Raw genomic sequence first — 22,664 nt, 5'->3', positions numbered from 1 at the left:
GCTGCCGCTGCCTCGGCTGCTGCCTGAGCCGCTGCTTCCTCAGCTGCACGCTCCTGCTCAGCCTGCTCCATCAGGACTGCGATATCATTGTCTGCGTTGTTGACCTCTGCCATCAGAGCATTCGCTTCTTCCTGACTTGCGCTGATCTGATTTACATAGGAGCTGATGTTATCGCTTGTTGTAGCAACAAGGTTCTGAACCTCCTGCTGCTTGGAGCCTTTCTCTGCGAGCATAGTATTGATGGAAGCGGATTCCTCCTCGATCTTCTGCTGCTGATCGGCGATATTCTGCTGTGTTGCCTCGTATTTCTCAAGCATGTTTCTGTCGTATTTGGACAGCTCGGAAATGTTGTTTGCCTGATTCAGGAGCTCGGAAAGACTTCCGGCTGAGATCAGTGCCTCAAACATGGTTGTGCCGCCGTGCTCATATATGTACTGGATACGGTCGGACATTGCTTCCTTCTGCTTGATGGCTGCCTTCTTCGCACTGGCGAGTGCAACCTTGACTTTGTTTAACTCGTCCTCTTTCTCAGCGGCCTGTGTGCTTAACTGGGAAATGCTCTCTGTCAGTTCATTATATTGTGAATTCAGTTCTGACAGGTAGGATTCGAGTTCCTGTTTCTTGCTCTCCAGGCCACTGATGTTTGCCTGTGCCTGGTCAAGTCCTGCCTGCGCTTCCTGCTTCTGAGCCTGTGCTGCGGCTATCTGATCTTCTGTAGAAGCGAATACGGTTGTTCCCATAGAAGCAGTCATTGCACATGTTATCAGCAGTGAAAGAACTTTCTTACTTTTCATATAAACACCTCATAATTTTTTTGTGTCCTTAGTATAACACATTTTTTCATAAAATCAACACTTTTATTTAATTTTTGTAACATTCATGTAACATTTCAAATAAAAATCCCCGATTTTACCGCATATACACTATATCTGTTACAAAAAAATTACACCGTAAAACCAGTCTGCCACTTTCTCCGCAGCACCACCCCAGGCAGATCTGTCATCAATTCTGCACAAAAAAACAGCCCGCCGGGATCTCTCCCAACAGGCTGGTGCAACTGGCATCTGTTATTCCGCCGCAGCTTCCTCCAGTTCCTCTCCGTCTTCCGTATTCAGAAGTTCCTGATATTTCTCCAGGATCAGAGACTGGATATGGTCTCTTGTCTGCGAATTGATCGGATGTGCGATATCACGGTATTCTCCGTCACTTGCCTTGCGGCTCGGCATTGCGATGAACAATCCCTTTTCTCCCTCGATCACCTTGATATCATGTACTACAAATTCATCATCTATTGTGATCGAAACGACCGCTTTCATCTTTCCTTCTTTTGCAATCTTTCTCACACGTACATCTGTAATATTCATTTGTTTGCTGCCCCTTTCATTTTTCATACGCACAGTTTGATTCTGTATTTATCTGCCACCATTACCAGCGACCTGATTATAATGCGTACCTTTCATTCTTTTCTACAATGATACGAACCTTGCCGTCCTCACCGGTGTAACAGGAATCTGCCCTGATCGTATCTCGGCTCTCAACGATGCAGTTCTCGATCCGGACATTATCGCCCAGATAAACATCATTGAGGATCACGGAATTCCTGATCACACAGTTGTTGCCTACGTAAACATCCTTGAACAGCACAGAATTCTCAACTGTACCATTGATGATGCATCCGCTTGCAACAAGACTGTTCTTTACGACTGCTCCCGGATTGTACTTCGCCGGTGGAAGGTCGTCGATCCTGGTCTTGATCGCCGGTTCCTGTTTGAAGAAATAGTTCCGGATCTCCGGCTGCAGGAATGCCATATTGGTCCGATAATATGCTTCCGCAGTGGAAATATTGCTCCAGTATGTATCTATCTTATAGCCGTAAATTCGTTTGAGGTTTTTGTAACGGATAAGGATATCGTTTACAAAATCATGTCTGCCTTCCTGGGCAGCGCGCTCCAGAAGCTCAATCAGCTGGCGGCGCCTGATGACATAAATACCGGTAGAGATCGTATTGTAATTGGATACGATCGGTTTCTCTTCGAATTCTTCGATCCTACAGTCATCATTCATGCGGACCACGCCAAAACGCTCTACTTCACTCTGGTCCTTACATGTCGTACATACAACAGTGATGTCTGCACGTTTCGAAATATGGAAATCCAGAACCTTGTTGTAATCCATCTTGTAGATGCAGTCGCCGGATGCGATCACAACATACGGCTCATGGCTTTTCTTGAGGAAATCAATGTTCTGGTAAATGGCATCTGCTGTTCCCTGATACCACAGGCTGTTGTCCTTGGTGATCGTAGGGGTAAATACGAAAAGTCCTCCCTGCTTACGGCCGAAGTCCCACCATTTGGAGGAACTTAAGTGTTCGTTGAGGGATCTTGCGTTGTACTGGGTCAGTACGGCAACTTTCTGTACGTGTGAATTTGCCATATTGCTCAGTGCGAAATCTATACTGCGGTAACTTCCGGCTACCGGCATTGCTGCGATTGCTCTCTTGTCCGACAATTCCCGCATACGGCTGTTGTTGCCGCCTGCAAGGATAATCCCGATTGCCTTCATGACTGCTCACCATCCTTTGCTTTGATCACCTGTCCACTCTCAAGAATTCCGTTCGGATAATCCTCCGCTGCAGTAATTCCTGAAATTGCAGTGTTTCTTCCTATCTTAACATTGTCCGGTATGACGCTCTGCTCTCCGATCGTAGCAAGTCCGAACGCATAAACTGCAGGCTTGAGGACGTTCTTCGCCTCTTCTCCGCATCCAATGATAACGTTATCGCCAACGGTGACATCCTCTGCTATGATCGCCTTGTCCAGAACGGAGTTCTCTCCTATTACAGTGTTCCTCATAATGATGGAATCCTTCACAACCGTTCCCTTGCCGATCACGACATTCGGTCCGATGACGGAATGATAGACCTCTCCGTAGATCTCCGTGCCCTCGCCGATCAGACAGCAGTCTGTCACTGCATCCGCTGCGATATACTGAGGCGGGATAATATCTCCCTTGGTATAGATCCGCCAGTATTCTTCATAAAGATTGAACTCCGGAACAATGTCGATCAGTTCCATATTGGCTTCCCAATAAGATCCCAGAGTTCCAACATCCTTCCAGTATCCACTGTATTCGTAGGCAAAAAGTCTCTGCCCCTTGTCCTTACAATAAGGAAGGATATGCTTGCCAAAGTCACAGTTGCTCTGTGCCTTAAGTGCGATCAGAGCCTCCTTCAGCACAGGCCAGCTAAATATGTAAATTCCCATAGAAGCCAGATTGCTGCTCGGCTTCTCCGGTTTCTCCTCGAATTCCTTCACACGTCCTGTCTCGTCAGTCACCATGATGCCGAAACGGCTTGCTTCCTCCATAGGGACAGGCATACATGCAATTGTGATATCCGCTTTGTTTGCCTTGTGGAAATTCAGCATGATCTCATAGTCCATCTTGTAGATGTGGTCGCCGGAAAGAATCAGCACATAATCCGGATTATACTGCTCCATGTAATCGAGATTCTGGAAAATCGCATTTGCTGTTCCGGTGTACCATTCGCTGTTGTCGCTCCTCTCATATGGAGGCAATACGGTCACACCGCCCTCATTCCTGTCCAGATCCCACGGGATTCCGATTCCGATATGTGTATTCAGACGCAATGGCTGATACTGCGTCAGAACGCCCACTGTGTCAATGCCTGAATTAATACAGTTACTCAGCGGAAAATCAATGATACGATATTTTCCCCCAAAGGCGACCGCTGGTTTCGCTACCTTAGCTGTCAATACTCCAAGTCTGCTGCCCTGACCGCCAGCCAGCAGCATGGCGATCATCTCTTTCTTAATCATGCACTCACCTCTTGTTTTGTTTGATTTTTTAATTATACCATACTCATCAAGATTAGTGAACATTATTTACAATTTTTTTGTGCAAACTTTGTGTTTTTTATATTTATTGCACACGTTTTTTGTGTTACAAAAAAACATCGCATTACTTTTTATGTGAGTTTTGCACAATTTTTCGACATTTTATTGTATATTTTTTCATCCATCAAACTTAGACTTTTCATTTCCACCCTCAAGGGGTATAATATTAGCGTAACTGTTTCGTATTTTCACAGTTAATAAATTAAGGAGATTATCATTATGTATCAGATAGACTTTCATAAACCGATCGCCATCCATTTCATTGGTATTGGCGGAATCAGCATGAGCGGACTGGCTGAGGTCCTTCTGGAAGAGGGATTCACCATCTCCGGCTCTGACGCGAAGAAAAGCCCGCTGACCACTCTTCTCGAGAAAAAAGGGGCTACCCTCTACTACGGACAGCGTGCTTCCAACATCAAGGACTCTGTTGACGTTGTTGTTTACACAGCAGCCATCCATCCGGACAACCCGGAATTCGCCTGTGCAAAGGAGAAAGGCATCCCGATGCTCACCAGAGCGCAGCTTCTCGGACAGATCATGCGCAATTACGACACCCCGATCGCAGTATCTGGAACTCATGGCAAGACTACCACAACTTCTATGATCTCCCACATTCTGCTCAAAGGTGAATGCGACCCGACCATCAGTGTCGGCGGTATCCTTCCGGCGATCGGCGGAAATATCCGTGTCGGTCAGTCAGAGACTTTCCTCACCGAAGCCTGCGAGTACACCAACAGCTTCCTGAGCTTTTTCCCGAAGATCAGCATCATCCTGAACATGGATGCGGATCATCTGGATTTCTTCAAGGATATCGATGACATCCGTCATTCTTTCCGTAAGTTTGCAGAACTTCTTCCGGCAGACGGTGCACTCATCATCAACGCAGATACTCCGAAATACGAGGAGATCGCGAAGGATCTTCCATGCAAAGTCATCACCTACAGTCTTGAGAAAGAAGCCGACTACACAGCCGACAATATCACATACGATGAATTCGGACATGCCACTTTCCGCGTACTCCATAACGGTGAGCCGATCGGAACCTGCACTCTCCGCGTTCCGGGAATCCACAATGTTTCCAATGCGCTGGCATCCATCGCCTGCGGACAGCTTCTGGAACTTTCCAACGAAGTGATCTTTGAGGGACTTAAGGACTTCACAGGAACAGACCGCCGTTTCCAGTACAAGGGACAAATCGGCGGCGTTACGATCATCGATGATTATGCACATCATCCGACAGAGATCGAGGCAACTCTCCATGCAGCAAAGAATTATCCACACAAAAAGATCTGGTGTGTTTTCCAGCCGCATACTTATACACGTACCAAGGCTCTGCTTCCGGAATTTGCCAAGGCTCTTTCTCTGGCAGATCATGTCGTTCTTGCTGATATTTATGCAGCCAGAGAGACTGATAACCTCGGAATTTCCTCCGCAAACCTGCAGGAACTGATCTCTGAGATCGGTACTCCGTGCGAATATTTCCCGACTTTTGACGAAATCGAGAACTTTTTGCTTGAAAATTGTACACAGGGTGACCTGTTGATAACTATGGGGGCCGGAGACGTTGTAAATATTGGAGAACAGCTCCTCGGCAAGTAAGTTATCCACATTATCCACATGCTTATACACATTTTGGACGGTGTATAGCATGTGGATTTTTATTACCCTGGAGTGTTTACATAAGTGTATGTGGAAACCTGCAAAAATGCGCTGATTTGCACGTTTTATCGACATTTATCATGGTTGCAGATAATTTTATCCCGATTTCACTTTCCACATTATCCACATTATCCACATTTTAGTGTGGAAATCTTTTACCGAAAAATACCCTATTCTCTTTTGAAAAAGGTTGTGCTATAATCCAATTGTTCCAGACTGCCGCTGTTTCGGCGGCATTTAACCGGAATTTTTTCTTGGAAAGTGAGCGATATTTCATGGCAATGATCACCTTACAAAACTCCTCCATGACGGAGGTCACGATCTTATCGAACACATTTATCGACAATTATATGCCGGAGGCAAACGGGGAATTCGTCAAAGTGTATATCTATCTTTTGCGTTCACTCTCCAATGCTCCGGTTTCTTTCAGTCTGGAGCAGATGGCAGACCGTCTGCTGTGCACAGAGAGGGACATCCTCCGTGCGCTGAAATACTGGGCAAAGCAGGAGCTCCTTGTCCTTGATTTCACAGACAGTGATAAACTCTGCGGGATTGCACTGCTCTCTCCGGATAAACATACGGAGAATGCGTCTTCTGTCTCTGCTTCTGTGGAGACCGTTTCCACCGTAGAACAGCCGGCCATTCAGGCTGCATCAGCTCCTTCCGCCGCTGTGGAACCTTCTGTTCCCACTGGCAAAGCTTCTTCTGACAAGAAGCAGGAACTGACCCCTGAGCGTATCCGCGAGCTGAAGCAGAATGAGGAGATCATCCAGATCCTTTATATCGCAGAGCAGTACCTCGGCAAGACGCTCTCCCCTACGGAGAGCCAGAAGCTGCTCTTCTTTTATGACGGGCTTGGCTTAAGCGCGGATCTGATCGAGTATCTTCTTGAATACTGCGTCAGCCACAATCACAAGAGCATCCGTTACATTGAGAAGGTTGCCATTGCCTGGGCTGAGGAAGGCATCACTACTGTCGAGCAGGCGAAGCGTTCCAATTCACGTTATAATAAGGAATATTTTACGATTCTCAAGGCGCTGGGGATCACGAACCGTAACCCGGTTGAGACAGAGATCACGCTTATGGATACCTGGCTCAAGACGTATTGTTTTTCCATGGAGATCATCCAGGAGGCATGTAACCGTACCGTTCTCCAGACCGGACAGGCAAGTTTCCAGTACACGGACAAGATCCTCGAGGGCTGGAAGAAGAAAGAAGTCAAAACTCTCGACGACATCCGTTCTCTGGATGATGAGCACCAGAAACGCCGCCAGAGCAAGAAGGCTGCCTCCAGGAAACCGGCCGCACCTGCTTCCAATAACCGTTTTAACAATTTCGAACAGAGAGAATATGATTTCAGCGAATATGAGAAGCATCTGCTGAATCAGTAAGCTTTTTACACATAAGGAGGAAAGCGTGGCTTTACAGAATTTTCAATATGATACCATCATGAGAGAATATAGCCGCCGTCAGTCAGAGGTCCAGCGTGCCCTCGAGGAGCGGCGCAAAGAAGCGTATACACGAGTTCCCAGACTCCTGGAAATCGACCAGGAAGTCGCATCTTTGAGTGCCCGTAAGGCCCGTGCATTGCTTCTCGGACAGCCGGCTTCCATCGAGGAACTGCGCGAGGAGGTTGCTGCGCTTGCCAATGAGCGGATCTCTCTTCTCAAGGCAAACGGGTTTCCTGCGGATTACCTGAAACCGCATTATTTCTGCCGTGAATGTCAGGATACAGGATATACTGACGGCCACCGCAAATGCGCCTGTTTCAAAAAAGCAGAGATCGAGCTTCTTTATACACAGTCAAATCTTACAGAGATTCTCAAAAAAGAAAATTTTGAGCACTTTTCTTTTGACTGGTATTCTGATACAATAAAAAATGAAGCAACAGGATTAACTGCCCGCCAGACAGCACAGCGGGCTTACGATACCGCCTGGAACTTTGTGCAGGATTTTGACTCCCGCTTCCAGAATCTGTTTTTCTATGGCAGCACCGGTGTAGGCAAGACTTTTCTTTCCCACTGTATCGCCAATGCACTTCTGGAGAGTTCTCACTGTGTTTTGTATTTTTCTGCGTTTGATCTGTTTGACAGCATGGCTCAGACAGCTTTTTCCAGAAAATCCGAAACCGACCCCGGCGAAAATTTTATCCTGGACTGTGATCTACTGATCATTGATGATCTGGGTACGGAGCTGACCAACAGCTTTGTGTCCTCGCAGTTATTTTTGTGCATCAACGAGCGTATTGCCCGGCGTAAATCCACGGTCATTTCAACGAATCTGACGCTTGAGGATTTCTCAGCCACGTATTCCGAGAGAACTTTTTCCCGGATCGCGAGCAACTATCAGATGTTGAAACTGATCGGCAAAGACATCCGAATACAGAAAATATTTTTAGGAGGAAAATAAAGATGGCACAGTTAAACAACAAGGAACTGACTACACTTCCAGTAGGAAGACTGGGACTCATCCCTCTGGAAAGCTGTCGTCCCCTTGGCGAAAAGGTCAATGAATGGCTTGTTAAATGGAGAAACGAAAGAGACCACGCAGAAATGCAGTCCTTCGCATTTGAAGGATATCAGCGCGATTCTTACATTGTCGATGTCAAAACTCCTCGTTTTGGCTCCGGTGAAGGTAAGGGTGAGGTCAATGAATCTGTCCGTGGTGATGATATCTATCTTATGGTAGATGTAACCAACTACAGCCTGACTTACCGTATCAGCGGATTCACCAACCTGATGTCTCCGGACGACCATTTTCAGGATCTGAAACGTGTGATTGCAGCGATCGGCGGCAAAGCACGCCGTGTCAATGTCATCATGCCGTACCTTTATGAGAGCCGCCAGAGCAAACGTACTGGCCGTGAATCTCTGGACTGTGCATCTGCACTCCAGGAACTGACCGGAATGGGCGTAGAGAACATCATCACTTTTGACGCACATGATGCGCGTGTACAGAATGCTACTCCGCTTCATGGTTTTGAGACCATCCAGCCGGCTTATCAGTTCATTAAGGCTCTTCTTAAGAACGAAGAGGGACTTCATATCGACAATGACCATTTCATGATCATCAGCCCGGATGAAGGAAGTATGAGAAGAGCGATCTACCTTGCCAACGTCCTCGGTGTTGACATGGGTATGTACTACCGCAGACTGGACTACACCCGCAAGGTAAACGGTCGTCATCCGATCGCAGCTTACGAGTTTCTTGGACCGAAGCTCGAGGGCAAGGACGTTATCCTGATCGACGATATGATCTCCTCCGGATACAGTATCCTTGAGATCGCATCTCTCCTCAAGAAACGTGGTGCAGGCAGGATCTATATCTGCACAACCTTCGGCTTCTTTACAGACGGACTTGAGAAGTTTGACGATGCTGCAAGAAACGGAATCTTTGATAAGCTTCTGACCACCAACCTGATCTATCAGACTCCGGAACTTCTTGCGAAGCCATACTACATCAGCTGTGATATGAGTAAGTATATCGCCCTGATCATCGACACTCTGAACCATGATATGTCTGTCAGCCACCTGCTGAACCCGGCAGACAGGATCAAGCGCTGCGTGTCCAATTATATGGCTCAGTATGACGAGAAATAATATCTGATTACATTTTTTCTTCCATAATAAATACCCCGCGGGGAGGATGTTTCTTGCATCTTCTCTGCGGGGTATTTGAATTTATAAGTATATTAGTTCTGATCTCCTGCAAGCTTCTGGATCGTGGACATTGCCAGATTAAGGGAATCGATCTCTATCTCCTCTGCGATCGGAAGGTATGTATAGTCTTCGACTTCCTGGTACTCTTCCATCAGGTTTGACAGGCTGATCTCCTTTTCTTTGATTGCTTCATCGAGATCATCTTTGCCGGACTGTAAGCGGTCCTGACGCGCAAGGAAACGCTTCTTGACTCTCCGACGCTTCTCAAGCTCACGGATGGTTTTCATATTGAAAAAGCCTTCCAGCAGCACGAGGCAGATTCCGGCTGCGGCTGCTACCAGTGCCAGCATCGTTTCTTTGAAATGTACGCCAAGAATGAGTGCACCTGCCAGAAACAGAATCAATGTTACACAGATTCCGGCTGCCTGTATCTGATTTCTGCGTTCCAGCTGTTGAATACGTTCTTCCGAAAATCCCTCTCCGTGACCTCCATCCAGTCTGCGTAAAGAATCCTCCTGCGCGCGCATTTCAATTCTCTCTTCCTCCAGTTCATGAAGTTCCCTGTTCATATGGTCAATAGAGGTACGGATCTTCTGTTTCTCAGCAAGATTCTCTTTCTTCCGGCGTTCTACCTGCACCTGATAACCCTTGCGGGACATCTTGAGCATCTGTAAAATGCGTCCGAGATCCTTCTGTTCTGCGTCCTGCATAACACGCCCGTTTACAAGCACAGAAGCATTCAAAAGGGACTGCAGGCCGTGATAAAGTGCCTTGTCCTCTACGACAGGTCTGCTGCCGCTATCTGCAAACTGTTCGATATAGTCCCCGATCAGGGTTCCCTTATATTGTTCGTGCAGTTTCTCAAGATCATATGCCGGACGGGACTCGTCCAGAACTTCCACGATATTTCCCATTGTTTTGAGGCGTTCTGCGAGAAGAAGGCTTCCCGGGGAGCGGGTTCCCTGTATGATGATACGGTAGATATTTTTTCCGCCACGCTTCATGATCTCGTTACGCAACATTTCCTCCAACGTATGCTGTGTAGAACCTTCTTTGACTGTCAGAAGAAGATTCTGGTAAGAACGGCTGGCAAACGGTACGAAGTGCGTCCTTACTTTACCTTCACCGTAGGTTCCTTCTATATATCCATGCTCTCCCAGGTCATTCCTGTCGATCGGCTCCAGCGCACCGGAATACAGCATCCAGTCCTTGAACGGTGCCTGCTGCTGGTGCTTATGTCCAAGTGCAATATAATCAAATCCACCGTCTGCCAGTTTACGGAAATCCATCGGGATATGCTCAGTATCTCCACCATGCGCCATCAGAACGTGAAATCCTCTTTTATCAGATTTCTTCCAGCCATCATAAAGTGCTTCGTGAATCTCCTTATGTTCGTAACTCAGACCATATACATAGACGTTTTTCTCCGGAATCTCAATACAGGTATGGCTCTCTCCGTCAAAAAATGACACATTCTGATTCCATTTGAATGTCCGGTAGAAAGAATCCTTCCTCATATAATCGCTGTCTCCGGCCATAAGAAAGACTCTGGTCTGACTGATCGTGCCAAAAAGGTCATTTATCTCTCTCAGTTCGCTTAGAAGAGGCTGTCGATGAAAGAGATCTCCGGCTATAAACAGCAAATCCACCGGGCTCTTGCGTATTGTCGCAATCACCCGGCGGAAAGTTTCCCAGATTTCTTCTTCCCGCTCGCGACTCCACGGGCAGCCTCGATCCGGCACTGCCCCCAGGTGTACATCTGCAAGATGAATAAATCTTATCATTTAATTACTACTCCTTATAAATCACAGTTATTTACAGTTCTCGGGAACGGGATCACGTCACGGATGTTGCCCATTCCTGTCAGATACATTACACAACGTTCGAATCCAAGTCCGTATCCGGAATGACGGGTAGAACCGTATTTACGGAGATCCATGTAGAACTGATAATCCTCGGCTTTGAGTCCGAGTTCATCCATACGGAATTTCAGTTTCTCGTAGTCGTCCTCTCTCTGGCTTCCTCCGATGATCTCTCCGATTCCAGGAACAAGGCAGTCCATAGCTGCAACGGTCTTGCCGTCGTCATTCAGTTTCATGTAGAATGCTTTGATCTCCTTCGGATAATCTGTAACGAATACAGGTTTCTTAAAGATCTGCTCTGTCAGATAGCGCTCATGCTCTGTCTGAAGGTCGCATCCCCAGAATACTTTGTAGTCGAATTTGTCGTTGTTTTTCTCAAGAAGCTCAATTGCTTCTGTGTAGGTTACATGACCGAATTCGGAATTTACTACGTGGTTCAGACGATCCAGAAGTCCCTTGTCGATGAAGGAATTGAAGAAGTTCATTTCTTCCGGAGCGTTCTCAAGTACATAACGGATCACGTATTTGAGCATTGCTTCTGCGAGATCCATGTTGTCGTTGAGGTCTGCAAATGCACACTCTGGCTCGATCATCCAGAACTCAGCAGCATGACGTGTGGTGTTGGAGTTCTCTGCACGGAAGGTCGGTCCGAAGGTGTAGATGTTGCGGAATGCCTGTGCATAAGTCTCGCCGTTGAGCTGTCCGCTTACAGTGAGGTTTGTCTCCTTGCCAAAGAAGTCCTTGCTGTAGTCTACAGTTCCGTCCTCGTTCAGCGGCGGGTTCTTCATATCCAGTGTGGTTACCTGGAACATCTCTCCTGCACCCTCACAGTCGCTTCCTGTGATCAGTGGTGTATGAACGTAAACAAATCCTCTCTCCTGGAAGAATTTGTGGATCGCATAAGCGCACAGGGAACGTACACGGAATACTGCCTGGAAAGTGTTTGTTCTCGGTCTTAAGTGTGTCATGGTTCTTAAGTATTCAAGAGTATGGCGTTTCTTCTGAAGCGGGTAGTCCGGTGCGGATGCGCCTTCTACCTGTACTTCCTCTGCCTGGATCTCAAACGGCTGCTTTGCTTCCGGTGTCGGAACGAGGGTTCCTTTGACGATGATGGCAGCACCTACGTTTAATTTGCTGATCTCAGCAAAATTCTCCATGGTGTCGTGATATACGATCTGAAGTGTCTCGAAATAGGTTCCGTCATGAAGGACGATGAATCCAAATGCTTTGGAACCACGGACGCTGCGGACCCAGCCTCCTACTGTCACTTCCTGGTTCATATATTGTTCTCTGTTTTTGTAAATTTCTCTTACAGTTGTAAGCTTCATAATCTGTTTCCTCTCTGTCTTTCATTTCTCATCCAATTGATTTCTAGTATAGACTATTCGTCTGATTCCTGCAAGGAGTAAATATGAGAGATTACGGGATTTCTTATGATTCCCAGAGAAGAGTATCTGTAAGTTTATATCCGTCTGTCATATCGTAAGAACTGATGCCGTTTTCTGTAACAAGATAAAACGTATCTGAAATATAAATGCCTCTCATGGTGCGGTATTCCGTATTGGTGAGTGCATCGTCAAACAGACCGCTCTGTGTGATGTTCAGGTATGCTCCCGGAACAAAACCGTCTTCTTCGCTGTAGGAAAGAAGTCCGTAGTAATACTGTTCTTCTGTGTGGTAGTAGTCTCCTGTGCCGCTGTTCTTATACAGTCCGTAGGCAAAACCGAAGAGGTTTTTGTCCGGGGATGCCAGGATCGCGCGGTAATTGGAAAGCGCATCGCAGATGGATACATTCTTGAGAACAATGCGGTCAATCTCTTTGACATCGGAAGGATCTGTGATGTCGAACATAGAGCATTTCAGCCCTTCGATGCTGCCTGTGTCGGGATCTGTCTCCCAGCCGATACCGAGCAGCTTGTTTTCTCCGTAGAAATGGAGGTATTCGGAGAAGCCGGTGATCTTGAGTTCGCCGATGATCTTCGGTTTCGTCGGGTCAGAAAGATCTGCTGAAAACAGCGGGTCTGTGTTTCTGTAGGTGACAAAGTATCCGGTATCTCCCATGAAACGGGCAGACTTGATCTCTTCGTTATCGGCAAGGTTCTCGATCTTGCCAATGGTTTTCATGTCTGCATCAAGGATATAAAGTCCGTTGGTTCTGGTATATTCGCTGTAATCTTTGTTCCAGCCTGCGGTTGTTGTAACCAGGCGGAGGTTTCCGTTATATTCATCCATGGAAAAACTATTGTTGAGTTCTCCGGATACGGAACCGGTGCTTCCTTCTGTAAAAAAGCCATCCTCATAACCGATGCGGACGACCTCCGTGCGCGGTTTCGTGTCGGATGCGGTCCAGTCGGAAACAGCAGAATAGATGTTGGATTCGCTTACGTAAAAAGTCTCTGCGCCGCTGACAACTGCCATGCTGTCTGTGACCTGATCCGGGTTCTCATCGGAGACGGAGGATGCTACCAGATAGTTTTTGCCGTCATAGGTGTAGTCTGTTGTTTCTTCGGCTGCCGGCAGGTAGATGTGGTCGTATGCGATGTACTCGTCATCAATCCTCGGAATATATTTTACTTTTGCATCGACCCCGTCTGTGGTGTCCGGGGAGTAGGAAGTAAAGAGATAAAGATTCCCTCCATTTCTTCTGGAAGAAAGGTATGTGCCGTCCTGCTGGCAGGTTCCTGTCTGTTTCGGATTCTCACGGTCGGAAATGTCATAGGTGTCGATGGAGACCGTTGTCACCGGGACGCTGTAGCTGGCGCGGACGGTGTTGGTGTCGGTGTTATCTGTTTCGCTGTCTTTATCGGTGTTCTTATTAGCTTTACTGTCGCTGTTATTCTGTGCGTTGGTTTCCTGGTCGCCGCTGTCAGATGAAGAAAGGTTGATATCTCCTTTATAAGTAATATATGTCTCCTGCTGGCGGATCACCTGGAGGCTGTCGCCGTTTAAATACATTTCCATATAATCGGCATTACGGTCGCCGGAGATCTCGCTGACCAGTTTCATGGAAACGGCATCTACGATACGGATATCACCCCTGCTGTTCATCGCATAGATGTAGGTCCCGTCTGTCTTGACAATGTCTGCCTCGTCAACGTTTTCTTCCTGTGTATTGGTTGTTGAATGGTCGGTGGATTCCTGCGATTCATCATAGGTAAAACCGGAGTCAATATCAGACGGATACATTGCCGCGGAGGAGTCTTCCGTGGCAACAGCATCTGCGGTGCTTTCGCTTACCATATCTGTCTCTGCATCAGATGAATACAATTCAATTCCTCGTGCACCGTCTGCTGCGTTCCAGTTGTTGCTGTCGCTCTGCCATTTGTGCAGGATCTCATATAAAGATTCATAGCTCTCAGCATGTGCGAGACCTGTGATTGGAGGTGTGGCGATTTTTTCCTTACCATCAGCCTTGCTGTCCTGCTGCCCGGTGCCTGATATATCTGTTTCATCTGTTGTTTCTGTTACATTTGATGTATCCGATTTCAGGGCTGCCTCATCTGCCTGTAATTCTTCCCCCTGCTCTGCGCTTTCCTGACTCTCATCTGCGCTCGCAGTTTCTTCCTGCGCAGCCTGCTTCTTCGCTTCCTCGATCTGTTTCTTCGTCTCCGGATCTTTCATGAGCCGCGGTGCCACGCCAAACGCCGCCGCTCCCAGCACAACGACCGCTGCCGCCGCTATCATATACTTTTTATTGATAACCGGCATCTTACGTTCCGGCTGCTCCTCCTGCACCGGCTCCCTGCGGATCGAACTTTTCCACTCCGGGATCTCCTCCTCACTAGAGTTATCCACCGGCGGTGTCGCCTGCGTACGCTGGTCTGTGGATTTTTTCTCAAACTTTGGCTGTTTCTGCTTCTTATCTTCTGGTTTGTTCAGATCATCTTTCATAAAGTCACCTCTCCTCATGATTTCTGTTACTGCTTCGCCCTGTTTCCGTTATTATAAGTTTACCCTGTGCCATTTATTTATATTAGCGCTATTGTACCATATCATTCCCGCTTATCTGTAAAATTTTTTTGTTAAAAGAATATAAACAAAAGGGGCCTCAGCCTGTCACAGCCGAAGTCCCTCTCGTGGAAACTGTTATACTAGTGTTCTTATAAAGTTTCGATAAATCTCATAAATGCCTCTCTGCCTTCCGGTGTGCATTTGTAGACGCCGGCATCTTCGAGAACATGGGTGAAGACGATCCCAACTTCTTTCTGAAGGATCTCATGAACGTTGTCCTTGTTGATGTTGTCATATTTCGGCAGGAATTCTGCTGCCCAGGCAGCGTGTTTCTCGATTTTTTCGTTGGAAGCGATATCCTTGCCTTCGAGAATGTATTCCTCGAGAAGTTCCAGCTCTTCTTTCAGTCTCGCCGGAAGAACTGCAAGTCCCATAACCTCGATCAGACCAATGTTTTCTTTCTTGATGTGATGATACTGAGCATGCGGATGATAAACACCAAGAGGATGCTCCTCTGTTGTGATATTGTTTCGCAGTGTCAGGTCAAGTTCATACATATCGCCGACTTTACGCGCGATCGGAGTAATCGTATTATGCGGCTCTCCATCTGTCTCTGCAAAAACAAATGCCGCTTCATCGGTGTATCCTCTCCATACTTCCAGCACATGAGTCGCAAGATCCACCAGACGGTCAGAATCTTTGTGACGGATACGAAGTACAGATAACGGCCATTTCACGATTCCAGCTTCCACATCCTCAAATCCCGGAATGGTCACATGTTTCTCGATCGGAGCTTTTGCCATGGCGAAAGTGTAATGTCCACCCTGGAAATGGTCATGGCTCAGGATAGAACCGCCAACGATCGGAAGGTCTGCATTGGAACCAAGGAAATAATGCGGGAAAAGTTTCACAAAATCAAACAGCTTGATAAACGCATTTCTCTCGATCTTCATCGGTGTATGCTGGCTGTTGAACACGATGCAGTGCTCATTGTAATATACATATGGAGAATACTGGAATCCCCACGGTGTATCGTTGATCGTGATCGGAATGATCCTGTGGTTCTGTCTTGCCGGATGGTTTACACGGCCTGCATATCCCTCATTTTCCGGGCACAGAAGGCATTTCGGATAACTGCTTGCCTTGGCATTCTTTGCTGCAGCGATCGCCTTAGGATCCTTCTCCGGCTTGGAAAGGTTGATGGTGATGTCGATATCTCCGTATGGGCTCTTAACTTTCCATTTCTGGTCTTTCTTAACACGATAGCGGCGGATATAGTTGCTGTCCTGGCTCAGTTTGTAGAAATAATCCGTTGCTTCCTGCGGGTTCTTCTCATATCTGTCCCAGAACTCCTTCTGAACCTGTGCCGGACGCGGCATCAGGCAGTTCATAAGTCTTGTATCAAAAAGATCACGGTAGACAACACTGTCCTCGATCAGACCTCTTTTGACCGCCTCATCCAGAAGCTCGTTCAAAGTTTCTTCCAAATCTACATCAGCAGCTTTTTCTTCCGGTTCCACGAATTCATCCTCATGAAAAACATCAAGAAGAAGGTTGATCGTGTAACTGCGCTCACATTCTGGTGTAAGTCCTGACTCAATTCCATACTGTACAAGTTTTGCAATACTGTTACTTAACATATGTGTTGTCCCCCTGTCATTTTGTGGTGTTTTTTAACAACTTGTTTCCATTTATTTCTGATCAAGATACGTGATAAACACATTTCCTGCACTCTGGAACAGTGCTGTACTGTCATTCATTCCATATGGCTTCACTTCTCCTGTAGACGGATCGAGCAAATAGGTATTGTACTGATCATATCCAACGATCACAACACTGGAATCTGCACCGGTCTTGGCGATCACGGCACGCTGTGCACTGACCTCGTAAAGCACATTTTCCAGAGAGCATCCACTGAGATTGACAACCTTTGCACTGTCACCCAGACCATTCTGAAGATTCTGAACATCCAGAGAAGCTGTCCGGATGATTTCCGGAATGTCCGTAGTATTCAGGGTAAGCTGTGTCTTCATATTTCCACGCTCCCATACATACTGCTGTGCACGGTTCAAAACAACTCCTGTCTGTTTGTCAGCACGCTGGACTGCTTTTGCCGGATCTGTCCAGACACTGTCCAGACCGCCTCTGGCATATACATAATAAACTTCCTCTGTGGAACTCTTGTCCACCTGGATATCTACAGTCTTCTCACCGACGCTGCTCACCTTCGCATAAAGAACCAGCGGCTCCTCTGCTGACGGTGAATCATCAAACGTAAGCCGGACGATCACACCCTGGCGGGTTGAGTTTGTCTGCTCCGCACTTGTCAGATCCGTTGAAGTCGTGTTGTTGTTCATGATATTGTCTTTTTTGACAGCTTTGTAAATATCGCCGTTTTTCTGCAAAAGATTAAATTCCATCAGCGTCGATCCAACCGTCACACCTGCCACATACAGTCCATCCTGGTGATACTCCTTCTTTACCGTGCCGTCAAAGCCTTCGATACGGAAAGTCGAAATCCCATCTATATCGTAGCCGTTCGCATTCGGCAGTGTATCTCCATCCAGAACGATTCCATAAATGATATCCTCATTCATAAAACCAAGAAGAACCAGTTTCTGTGCTGTCTCCGGAGCGATCATCCGGGTTTCCATGGTATCAAAATCAATCATTTCGATCTGACCTGCCTGATCCCCGCTCTTAATCTTCCATGCTGCATGTGCATTTGTTGCAGAAACTCCGAAGTCATCACTGTCAATGTGATCACCCAGAACTTCATAGGTATTTTCATTAATGTTAATGCTATAGAGATTTCCCGAAATCAGAAGGAATAACTGGTCATTCTGGTTTACATAAGATAATGTTCCAAGATCTTCTTTCAGGAATTCATAAGACTCCGTACACGGAATAAATACCTGCTCTTCAATCACACTCTTGTCGTTGTTGTAGTGGTAAATTCCGACACCGCTGTAGCCCTCATGCGCTCCGCGGTTCATATATCCATAAACCATGAAATCAACATCGCCGTTGTCCGCGACATCCAGAATCGTGATATCATGCTCTACCCGCGCGTCACGAAAATCACTGTTTTCATTCTTGCGGAAGGTAAAAATCTCCACAAACTTACCGGTATCCGGTGCGTAGCTCCACAGATCTCCATTCTGCGTAAATGCAGTCACACTTCCCTCTTCGTTCGTCATGTAATCCACATTTTTGCTCCGAACTCCCAGAATAAGCCCACTGTTACTGATCACAGAACGCGACGGGGCAAAAACCTGCGTTGCAGAACGCTCAAAATCCAGAAGGCGGATTCTTGTCTCGTCATATCGCATTCTGTAAAAATCTGTTACAAGATAATATTCGGCGTTTCCATTTTCATCCGGTGCCGTGATCTCATATTCAACAGAAATACTGGCTGTTGTTTCATTGATATCCTTGATGATCGGAATTCCCGCCTTGGATAACTGCGGATTCAGATTTCCCCAGATGATATCAGCAAGCGGTGAATTGATATTCAGCCCGGCAAAATTCCTCGAAGAAGCACTGTCTGACGTTTCCATATAAGCTGCCAGATTATCTGCCTGGTCTTTATCGAGGCTCATCTGTACGAAGTCACTCGCAAATTTCGCATACTGCTCGGTATACGTTGCAGATCTGGAAACTACCCTTGTATAGTAATAGACATCACCATGATTCGTCGAAAGCGTGATCTGAAAAGAATATTCCTGATTCATCAGAAGCCCGGAAGAAATCTCGATCTCTGTCCTTAAATATCCGTCAGAACCTGTCTCCAGGTTCTTGATCGTGCGGTTTTCCATGACCTTGCTTCCATCAGAAGTCCGGATCTCGTAAGAAAGATTTCTGACTTTCGCATCATATGGATTTACTGCAAGTGTTAATTTCTTTGTCGTATCCAGAGGTGTTACGCTGTCCCTGACAAAATCCGTCTCCATAGGCTGTTTATATCCGTACATGCGGTTCGTGAGTGTATCTCCGAACTGCACCATTACCTCCGGTAAGGTGGAATCATTCATATCTGAACGGTCATCGGTTGTCTCACTGTTCATAAGAAATGAGGTTCCTGCCACTCCAAGCACAAACACAACAAGAAGGATCAAAAACCGTTTGAGAAAATTTTTCATGGTTTTTGTGCTCCCTTCTCTGTCTGGATGCCCTGCGGATAGAGAAGTTTCTCAAGTATGAGATCTGCGTGAAGTGCCTCTGTCATCTCTGCAAGGCTGTCTGTGGACTGTTTCTTACCGGTCTTGACCGCACGGATCAGAAGATTCTTCGGCGTGTGCTCCATATCGATGAACTCAAGGATCTGTGTACGGTACCCCTTCGATTCAAGAAGTTCCGCGCGGATTCCGTCTGTCAGGAGCGCGGACATTCGTTCTTTGAGGATTCCATATTTGAGAACCGGTTTGAGAAGTTCGTTCTGGATCTTGTCGTTCAGCTCATGCTGGCAGCACGGCACGGAAAGGATGACCTCTGCCCCCCACTCAACCGCCTTGGCAAGTGCATAATCGGTTGCCTTGTCACAGGCATGAAGTGTCACGACCATATCCACCTTCGTAACGCCGTCATAATCTGCGATGTCCCCCTGCAGGAAATGCAGTTTCTCATAACCATATTTCTGTGCGAGTCCGCTGCATTTCTTAATTACATCTGTCTTGAGATCCAGACCGATGATGTTGACATCATAACCCTTAAGTTCTCTCAGATAATAATACATGGCAAAAGTAAGATACGACTTACCGCAGCCAAAATCCAGAATCGTGATCTCCCGCTCTCTGGAAAGTGCCGGAAGGATATCCTCGATAAATTCCAGAAAACGGTTGATCTGTTTAAATTTGTCATAAGAGTGCTGGTGGACTTTGCCCTGCGCATTCATTACGCCGAGATCCACCAGAAATGGGACTGGTATTCCTTCTTTGAGGATATACTGCTTTACCCTGTTGTGTGCCATGATCTTCACCGGTTCCAGTGCCGGATGCTGTTTTACTTTCATGGTCTGTTTACCCTTCTTGCTGACAAGAACGGAAGCATCTTTGCGCTGTCCCTGTATCTGAAGCTGGGAAAAACCGTCTTCGAGGCAGTCTGTAATGTAGGCAGTCACTTCCTCATGTGTGTAGTTCTTGTGGATGGCTTTCTGACCGACTGTCGCAGTTGCCTGATAACAGACAGTTCCTTTGATCTCCACAGGACGTATACGCACTTTGGACGGGACATCGGCATCTTTTTTGCGCTGTCCGCTCAAGACCGCCAGCATCATTTCCTGGTCAAACTGTTCCTCCAAAAATTCCTGTAATGTTTTCATATTTTACTGTAAATTCTTTCTATCTATATAAACCATAGTTCCTGCGTCTTCTGCATCGTCTGCGGGAGATTTCCTGGCAGAGAAGGACCTGGATGAGATCATCCATAAGGCTGTCTGGTACACCCTGGGCTGCCGTTTCACCTTCTACCTGCGTGCGGATCTGCCTGCACAGCTGATGCAGCATAAATTTATCCGGATATTCGTCATAAAGTCTGCTTCCTTCGTAATCCAGAAGCTGGCATTCTTCCTCCACTTTTTCCTGGATCCTGCCTGCTGCCTCGGGATAATAAGATTTCATCAGCGCAAACTCCTGCTCCTGTATCCGTTCCCCGTCATAAAGAGCGGGATTGGCATATGCTACATAGAATGGAAAAAATCTGTCGTAGTACATAAGTTTCTCCTGTTTTTCCCACTATCTATAATAGTCTATGCACTTAGGTCTGTAGTGTGCGTTTTCAGCCAGAAATCAGGCGATTTCAACCGTTACTGTTCACGGCTGCTGTGAGCAGTAACAATCAGCCCTGGATCTGATTCAGGATGCGAAGTGTCATCTTGACACAGTGTTCTACTGCCATTGCCTCAAAAGTCGGGTAATCTACTTCTGCGCTTCCGTCTGCTTTGTCAGAGATCGCGCGGACTACGAGGAACGGAACATTGTTGAGGTAAGCAGCCTGTGCGATCGCTGCGCCCTCCATCTCTACTGCATAAGCATCGAACTGTTTCACAATCTCGTCCTTGACTCCCTGATCTGCCACGAACTGATCTCCGGATGCGATACGTCCCTCAAAAACTTCGATATCCGGGTTCACATCTCTGCATGCCTGTACGGCAAGTTTACGCAGAGCCTCATCACTCTTGAAGGAAAAAGTCTCCATCTGCGGGATCTGTCCCACCGGATATCCAAATGCAACTGCGTTCATGTCGTGATGTACAAGGTCTGTGGAGATCACAAGGTCTCCGATGTTGATATCAGCATTCAGGCTTCCTGCGATACCGGTGTTGATGACAACTTCTGCGTCAAAATCGTCGATCAGGATCTGTGTGCAGACTGCCGCATTTACCTTGCCGATCCCGGAGCGGACTACGACTACGTTCTTACCCTCAAGAGTTCCTGCATAAAATTCCATGGAGGCTTTGCGTGTGATCTCTACGTTCTCCATACGTGCTTTCAGTTTCTCTACTTCTACTTCCATTGCGCCGATGATACCAATACATCTCATAATAGTTATTCTCCTCTGTGTGTATGTTTTATCTGTAAAAAATTTCTTTATATTTTATCAAACCAGTAGCTGCCCATTCTCTATGGCAGTTTTTTATTATATCACTGGCTATTCTGCTTTCAGTAAACATTTCGTTACTGTTTTTTCATTATAACAAAACTTCAGATTATATGGAAACTTTTTTTGCTTTCTGTTATAATATTAATTCGGCAGGGAATTCTGCCGTAAATGTTGAATTCAAAGGAGGATTTTACTATGGTATACAAGACATCTGGTGTCTGTTCCAGCGCCATTTCATTTGATATTGACGATGCAGGAAAGGTTCACGACGTGAAATTCCAGGGCGGCTGCTCCGGAAATACACAGGGTGTTGCCAAACTCATCGAGGGAATGGATGCCAAGGAAGCGATCAGCAGACTGGAAGGAATCCGTTGTGGTTTCAGACCGACTTCCTGCCCGGATCAGCTTTCCAAAGCATTAAAACAGGCATTAGGAGAGGCATAAAAGCCTCTCCCTTTTGCATTGCATATCGAGGAGGTGCCAGTGACACCTCCGCTGATTTATTATGTTTATAAAATTGTTCTGTGTATCAGATATCATCTCTGTCCCATTTATCACACAGCGACTGGATATCTCTCGCAAAGCGGTCGAGGTCTTTGTTCGGAATGCCCTCGCTCTTGCGGATAACGGACATAAGGCGCTGTCCCATGGCAACCAGTTTCTGGAATGCTCTTGCGGCTTTGCTTGCCTTCGGGGAAGCGGAAGCCTTAGTGATGCGGATACCCTGTGCCTCATAGATGCAGTTGTTTGCCTTGAGGTCGTAGATCGTACCGCTGAACGGAGCCATGGAGTCCAGTCCCATCTCATCATGCAGACGGCGGGCAAAAATCTCTGTCACTTCGTCATCGCCGTGTGTTACAAATACTTTCTTCGGCTTATCGCCAAAAGCTTTGATCCAGTCTATCAGACCGTTGACATCGGCATGACCGCTGATTCCCGGCATCTGGCGGATCTCTGCGCCTACATGGACAGTCTCACCAAAAAGCTTCACGTCCTCGGCACCCTCGAGCAGTGCTCTT

At 46.8% G+C, this 22,664-nt stretch carries 18 protein-coding genes; 5 read left to right on the top strand and 13 right to left on the bottom strand.

What is annotated here, in order from left to right:
* From QZL69_RS04360 to QZL69_RS04345, 4 genes are all read right to left on the bottom strand, one after another.
* A partial coding sequence (locus QZL69_RS04360; protein ID WP_330361740.1) for a PcsB-like coiled-coil domain-containing protein occupies window positions 1-794 on the bottom strand: 794 nt, incomplete at its 3' end.
* 273 nt (window positions 795-1,067) lie between these two features.
* Entirely contained in the window at window positions 1,068-1,364 is a 297-nt protein-coding gene (gene spoVG, locus QZL69_RS04355) for a septation regulator SpoVG (protein WP_022214006.1), read from the bottom strand.
* A 76-nt stretch (window positions 1,365-1,440) separates the two neighbouring features.
* Window positions 1,441-2,562, bottom strand: a complete 1,122-nt coding sequence (glgD, locus tag QZL69_RS04350) for a glucose-1-phosphate adenylyltransferase subunit GlgD (protein ID WP_022214005.1) — start codon at window positions 2,560-2,562, stop codon at window positions 1,441-1,443.
* Window positions 2,559-3,836 carry a glucose-1-phosphate adenylyltransferase gene (locus tag QZL69_RS04345; protein ID WP_022214004.1) on the bottom strand — a complete coding sequence of 426 codons (1,278 nt, stop codon included), beginning with the start codon at window positions 3,834-3,836 and terminating at the stop codon, window positions 2,559-2,561. The genes glgD and QZL69_RS04345 overlap by 4 nt, the downstream gene beginning before the upstream one ends.
* A gap of 297 nt (window positions 3,837-4,133) precedes the next feature.
* On the opposite strand from QZL69_RS04345, the gene murC reads away from it, so the two are divergent.
* The 4 genes from murC (at window position 4,134) to QZL69_RS04325 (ending at window position 9,172) form a co-directional block, all read left to right on the top strand.
* Window positions 4,134-5,513, top strand: coding sequence for a UDP-N-acetylmuramate--L-alanine ligase (murC, locus tag QZL69_RS04340; RefSeq protein WP_022214003.1), 1,380 nt, complete (start codon window positions 4,134-4,136; stop codon window positions 5,511-5,513).
* A 335-nt stretch (window positions 5,514-5,848) separates the two neighbouring features.
* The gene (locus QZL69_RS04335) at window positions 5,849-6,964 is read left to right on the top strand and encodes a DnaD domain protein (protein ID WP_022214002.1); all 1,116 of its coding nucleotides are present in this window, start codon (window positions 5,849-5,851) and stop codon (window positions 6,962-6,964) included.
* A 25-nt stretch (window positions 6,965-6,989) separates the two neighbouring features.
* The gene (locus tag QZL69_RS04330; protein ID WP_022214001.1) at window positions 6,990-7,982 is read left to right on the top strand and encodes an ATP-binding protein; all 993 of its coding nucleotides are present in this window, start codon (window positions 6,990-6,992) and stop codon (window positions 7,980-7,982) included.
* A gap of 2 nt (window positions 7,983-7,984) precedes the next feature.
* Entirely contained in the window at window positions 7,985-9,172 is a 1,188-nt protein-coding gene (locus tag QZL69_RS04325) for a ribose-phosphate pyrophosphokinase (RefSeq protein WP_022214000.1), read from the top strand.
* Window positions 9,173-9,264: 92 nt separating this feature from the next.
* On the opposite strand, the gene QZL69_RS04320 is transcribed toward QZL69_RS04325, so the two are convergent.
* The 8 genes from QZL69_RS04320 to QZL69_RS04285 form a co-directional block, all read right to left on the bottom strand.
* Window positions 9,265-11,016: a metallophosphoesterase family protein gene (locus QZL69_RS04320; RefSeq protein WP_022213999.1), complete on the bottom strand. Its 1,752-nt coding sequence runs from the start codon at window positions 11,014-11,016 to the stop codon at window positions 9,265-9,267.
* Window positions 11,017-11,030: 14 nt separating this feature from the next.
* Window positions 11,031-12,422, bottom strand: coding sequence for an asparagine--tRNA ligase (asnS, locus tag QZL69_RS04315; RefSeq protein WP_022213998.1), 1,392 nt, complete (start codon window positions 12,420-12,422; stop codon window positions 11,031-11,033).
* A 103-nt stretch (window positions 12,423-12,525) separates the two neighbouring features.
* Window positions 12,526-14,985: a beta-propeller domain-containing protein gene (locus tag QZL69_RS04310; protein WP_022213997.1), complete on the bottom strand. Its 2,460-nt coding sequence runs from the start codon at window positions 14,983-14,985 to the stop codon at window positions 12,526-12,528.
* 209 nt (window positions 14,986-15,194) lie between these two features.
* Window positions 15,195-16,685, bottom strand: a complete 1,491-nt coding sequence (gene galT / locus QZL69_RS04305; protein WP_022213996.1) for a UDP-glucose--hexose-1-phosphate uridylyltransferase — start codon at window positions 16,683-16,685, stop codon at window positions 15,195-15,197.
* 51 nt (window positions 16,686-16,736) lie between these two features.
* Window positions 16,737-19,187: a hypothetical protein gene (locus tag QZL69_RS04300; protein ID WP_022213995.1), complete on the bottom strand. Its 2,451-nt coding sequence runs from the start codon at window positions 19,185-19,187 to the stop codon at window positions 16,737-16,739.
* Window positions 19,184-20,365 carry a class I SAM-dependent methyltransferase gene (locus tag QZL69_RS04295; protein ID WP_022213994.1) on the bottom strand — a complete coding sequence of 394 codons (1,182 nt, stop codon included), beginning with the start codon at window positions 20,363-20,365 and terminating at the stop codon, window positions 19,184-19,186. The genes QZL69_RS04300 and QZL69_RS04295 overlap by 4 nt, the downstream gene beginning before the upstream one ends.
* A gap of 19 nt (window positions 20,366-20,384) precedes the next feature.
* Window positions 20,385-20,756, bottom strand: a complete 372-nt coding sequence (locus tag QZL69_RS04290) for a hypothetical protein (protein ID WP_022213993.1) — start codon at window positions 20,754-20,756, stop codon at window positions 20,385-20,387.
* Between the two features lie 124 nt (window positions 20,757-20,880).
* On the bottom strand, window positions 20,881-21,585 hold the full coding sequence (locus tag QZL69_RS04285) for a 5'-methylthioadenosine/adenosylhomocysteine nucleosidase (protein ID WP_022213992.1): 705 nt from the start codon (window positions 21,583-21,585) through the stop codon (window positions 20,881-20,883).
* 255 nt (window positions 21,586-21,840) lie between these two features.
* Between QZL69_RS04285 and QZL69_RS04280 the strand changes: the two genes are divergently transcribed.
* On the top strand, window positions 21,841-22,089 hold the full coding sequence (locus QZL69_RS04280; RefSeq protein WP_022213991.1) for a TIGR03905 family TSCPD domain-containing protein: 249 nt from the start codon (window positions 21,841-21,843) through the stop codon (window positions 22,087-22,089).
* A gap of 85 nt (window positions 22,090-22,174) precedes the next feature.
* On the opposite strand, the gene QZL69_RS04275 is transcribed toward QZL69_RS04280, so the two are convergent.
* Window positions 22,175-22,664, bottom strand: a 490-nt coding sequence (locus tag QZL69_RS04275) for an MBL fold metallo-hydrolase RNA specificity domain-containing protein (protein WP_291518241.1), incomplete at its 5' end; no start/stop codon positions are given.

The sequence above is a fragment of the Blautia sp. CAG:237 genome (genome assembly GCF_000436615.1).
Taxonomy (GTDB): Bacteria; Bacillota; Clostridia; order Lachnospirales; family Lachnospiraceae; genus Blautia_A; species Blautia_A intestinihominis.
The sequence above is the reverse complement of the archived record's forward strand: the minus strand, read 5'-3'. Positions and strand labels throughout refer to the sequence as shown.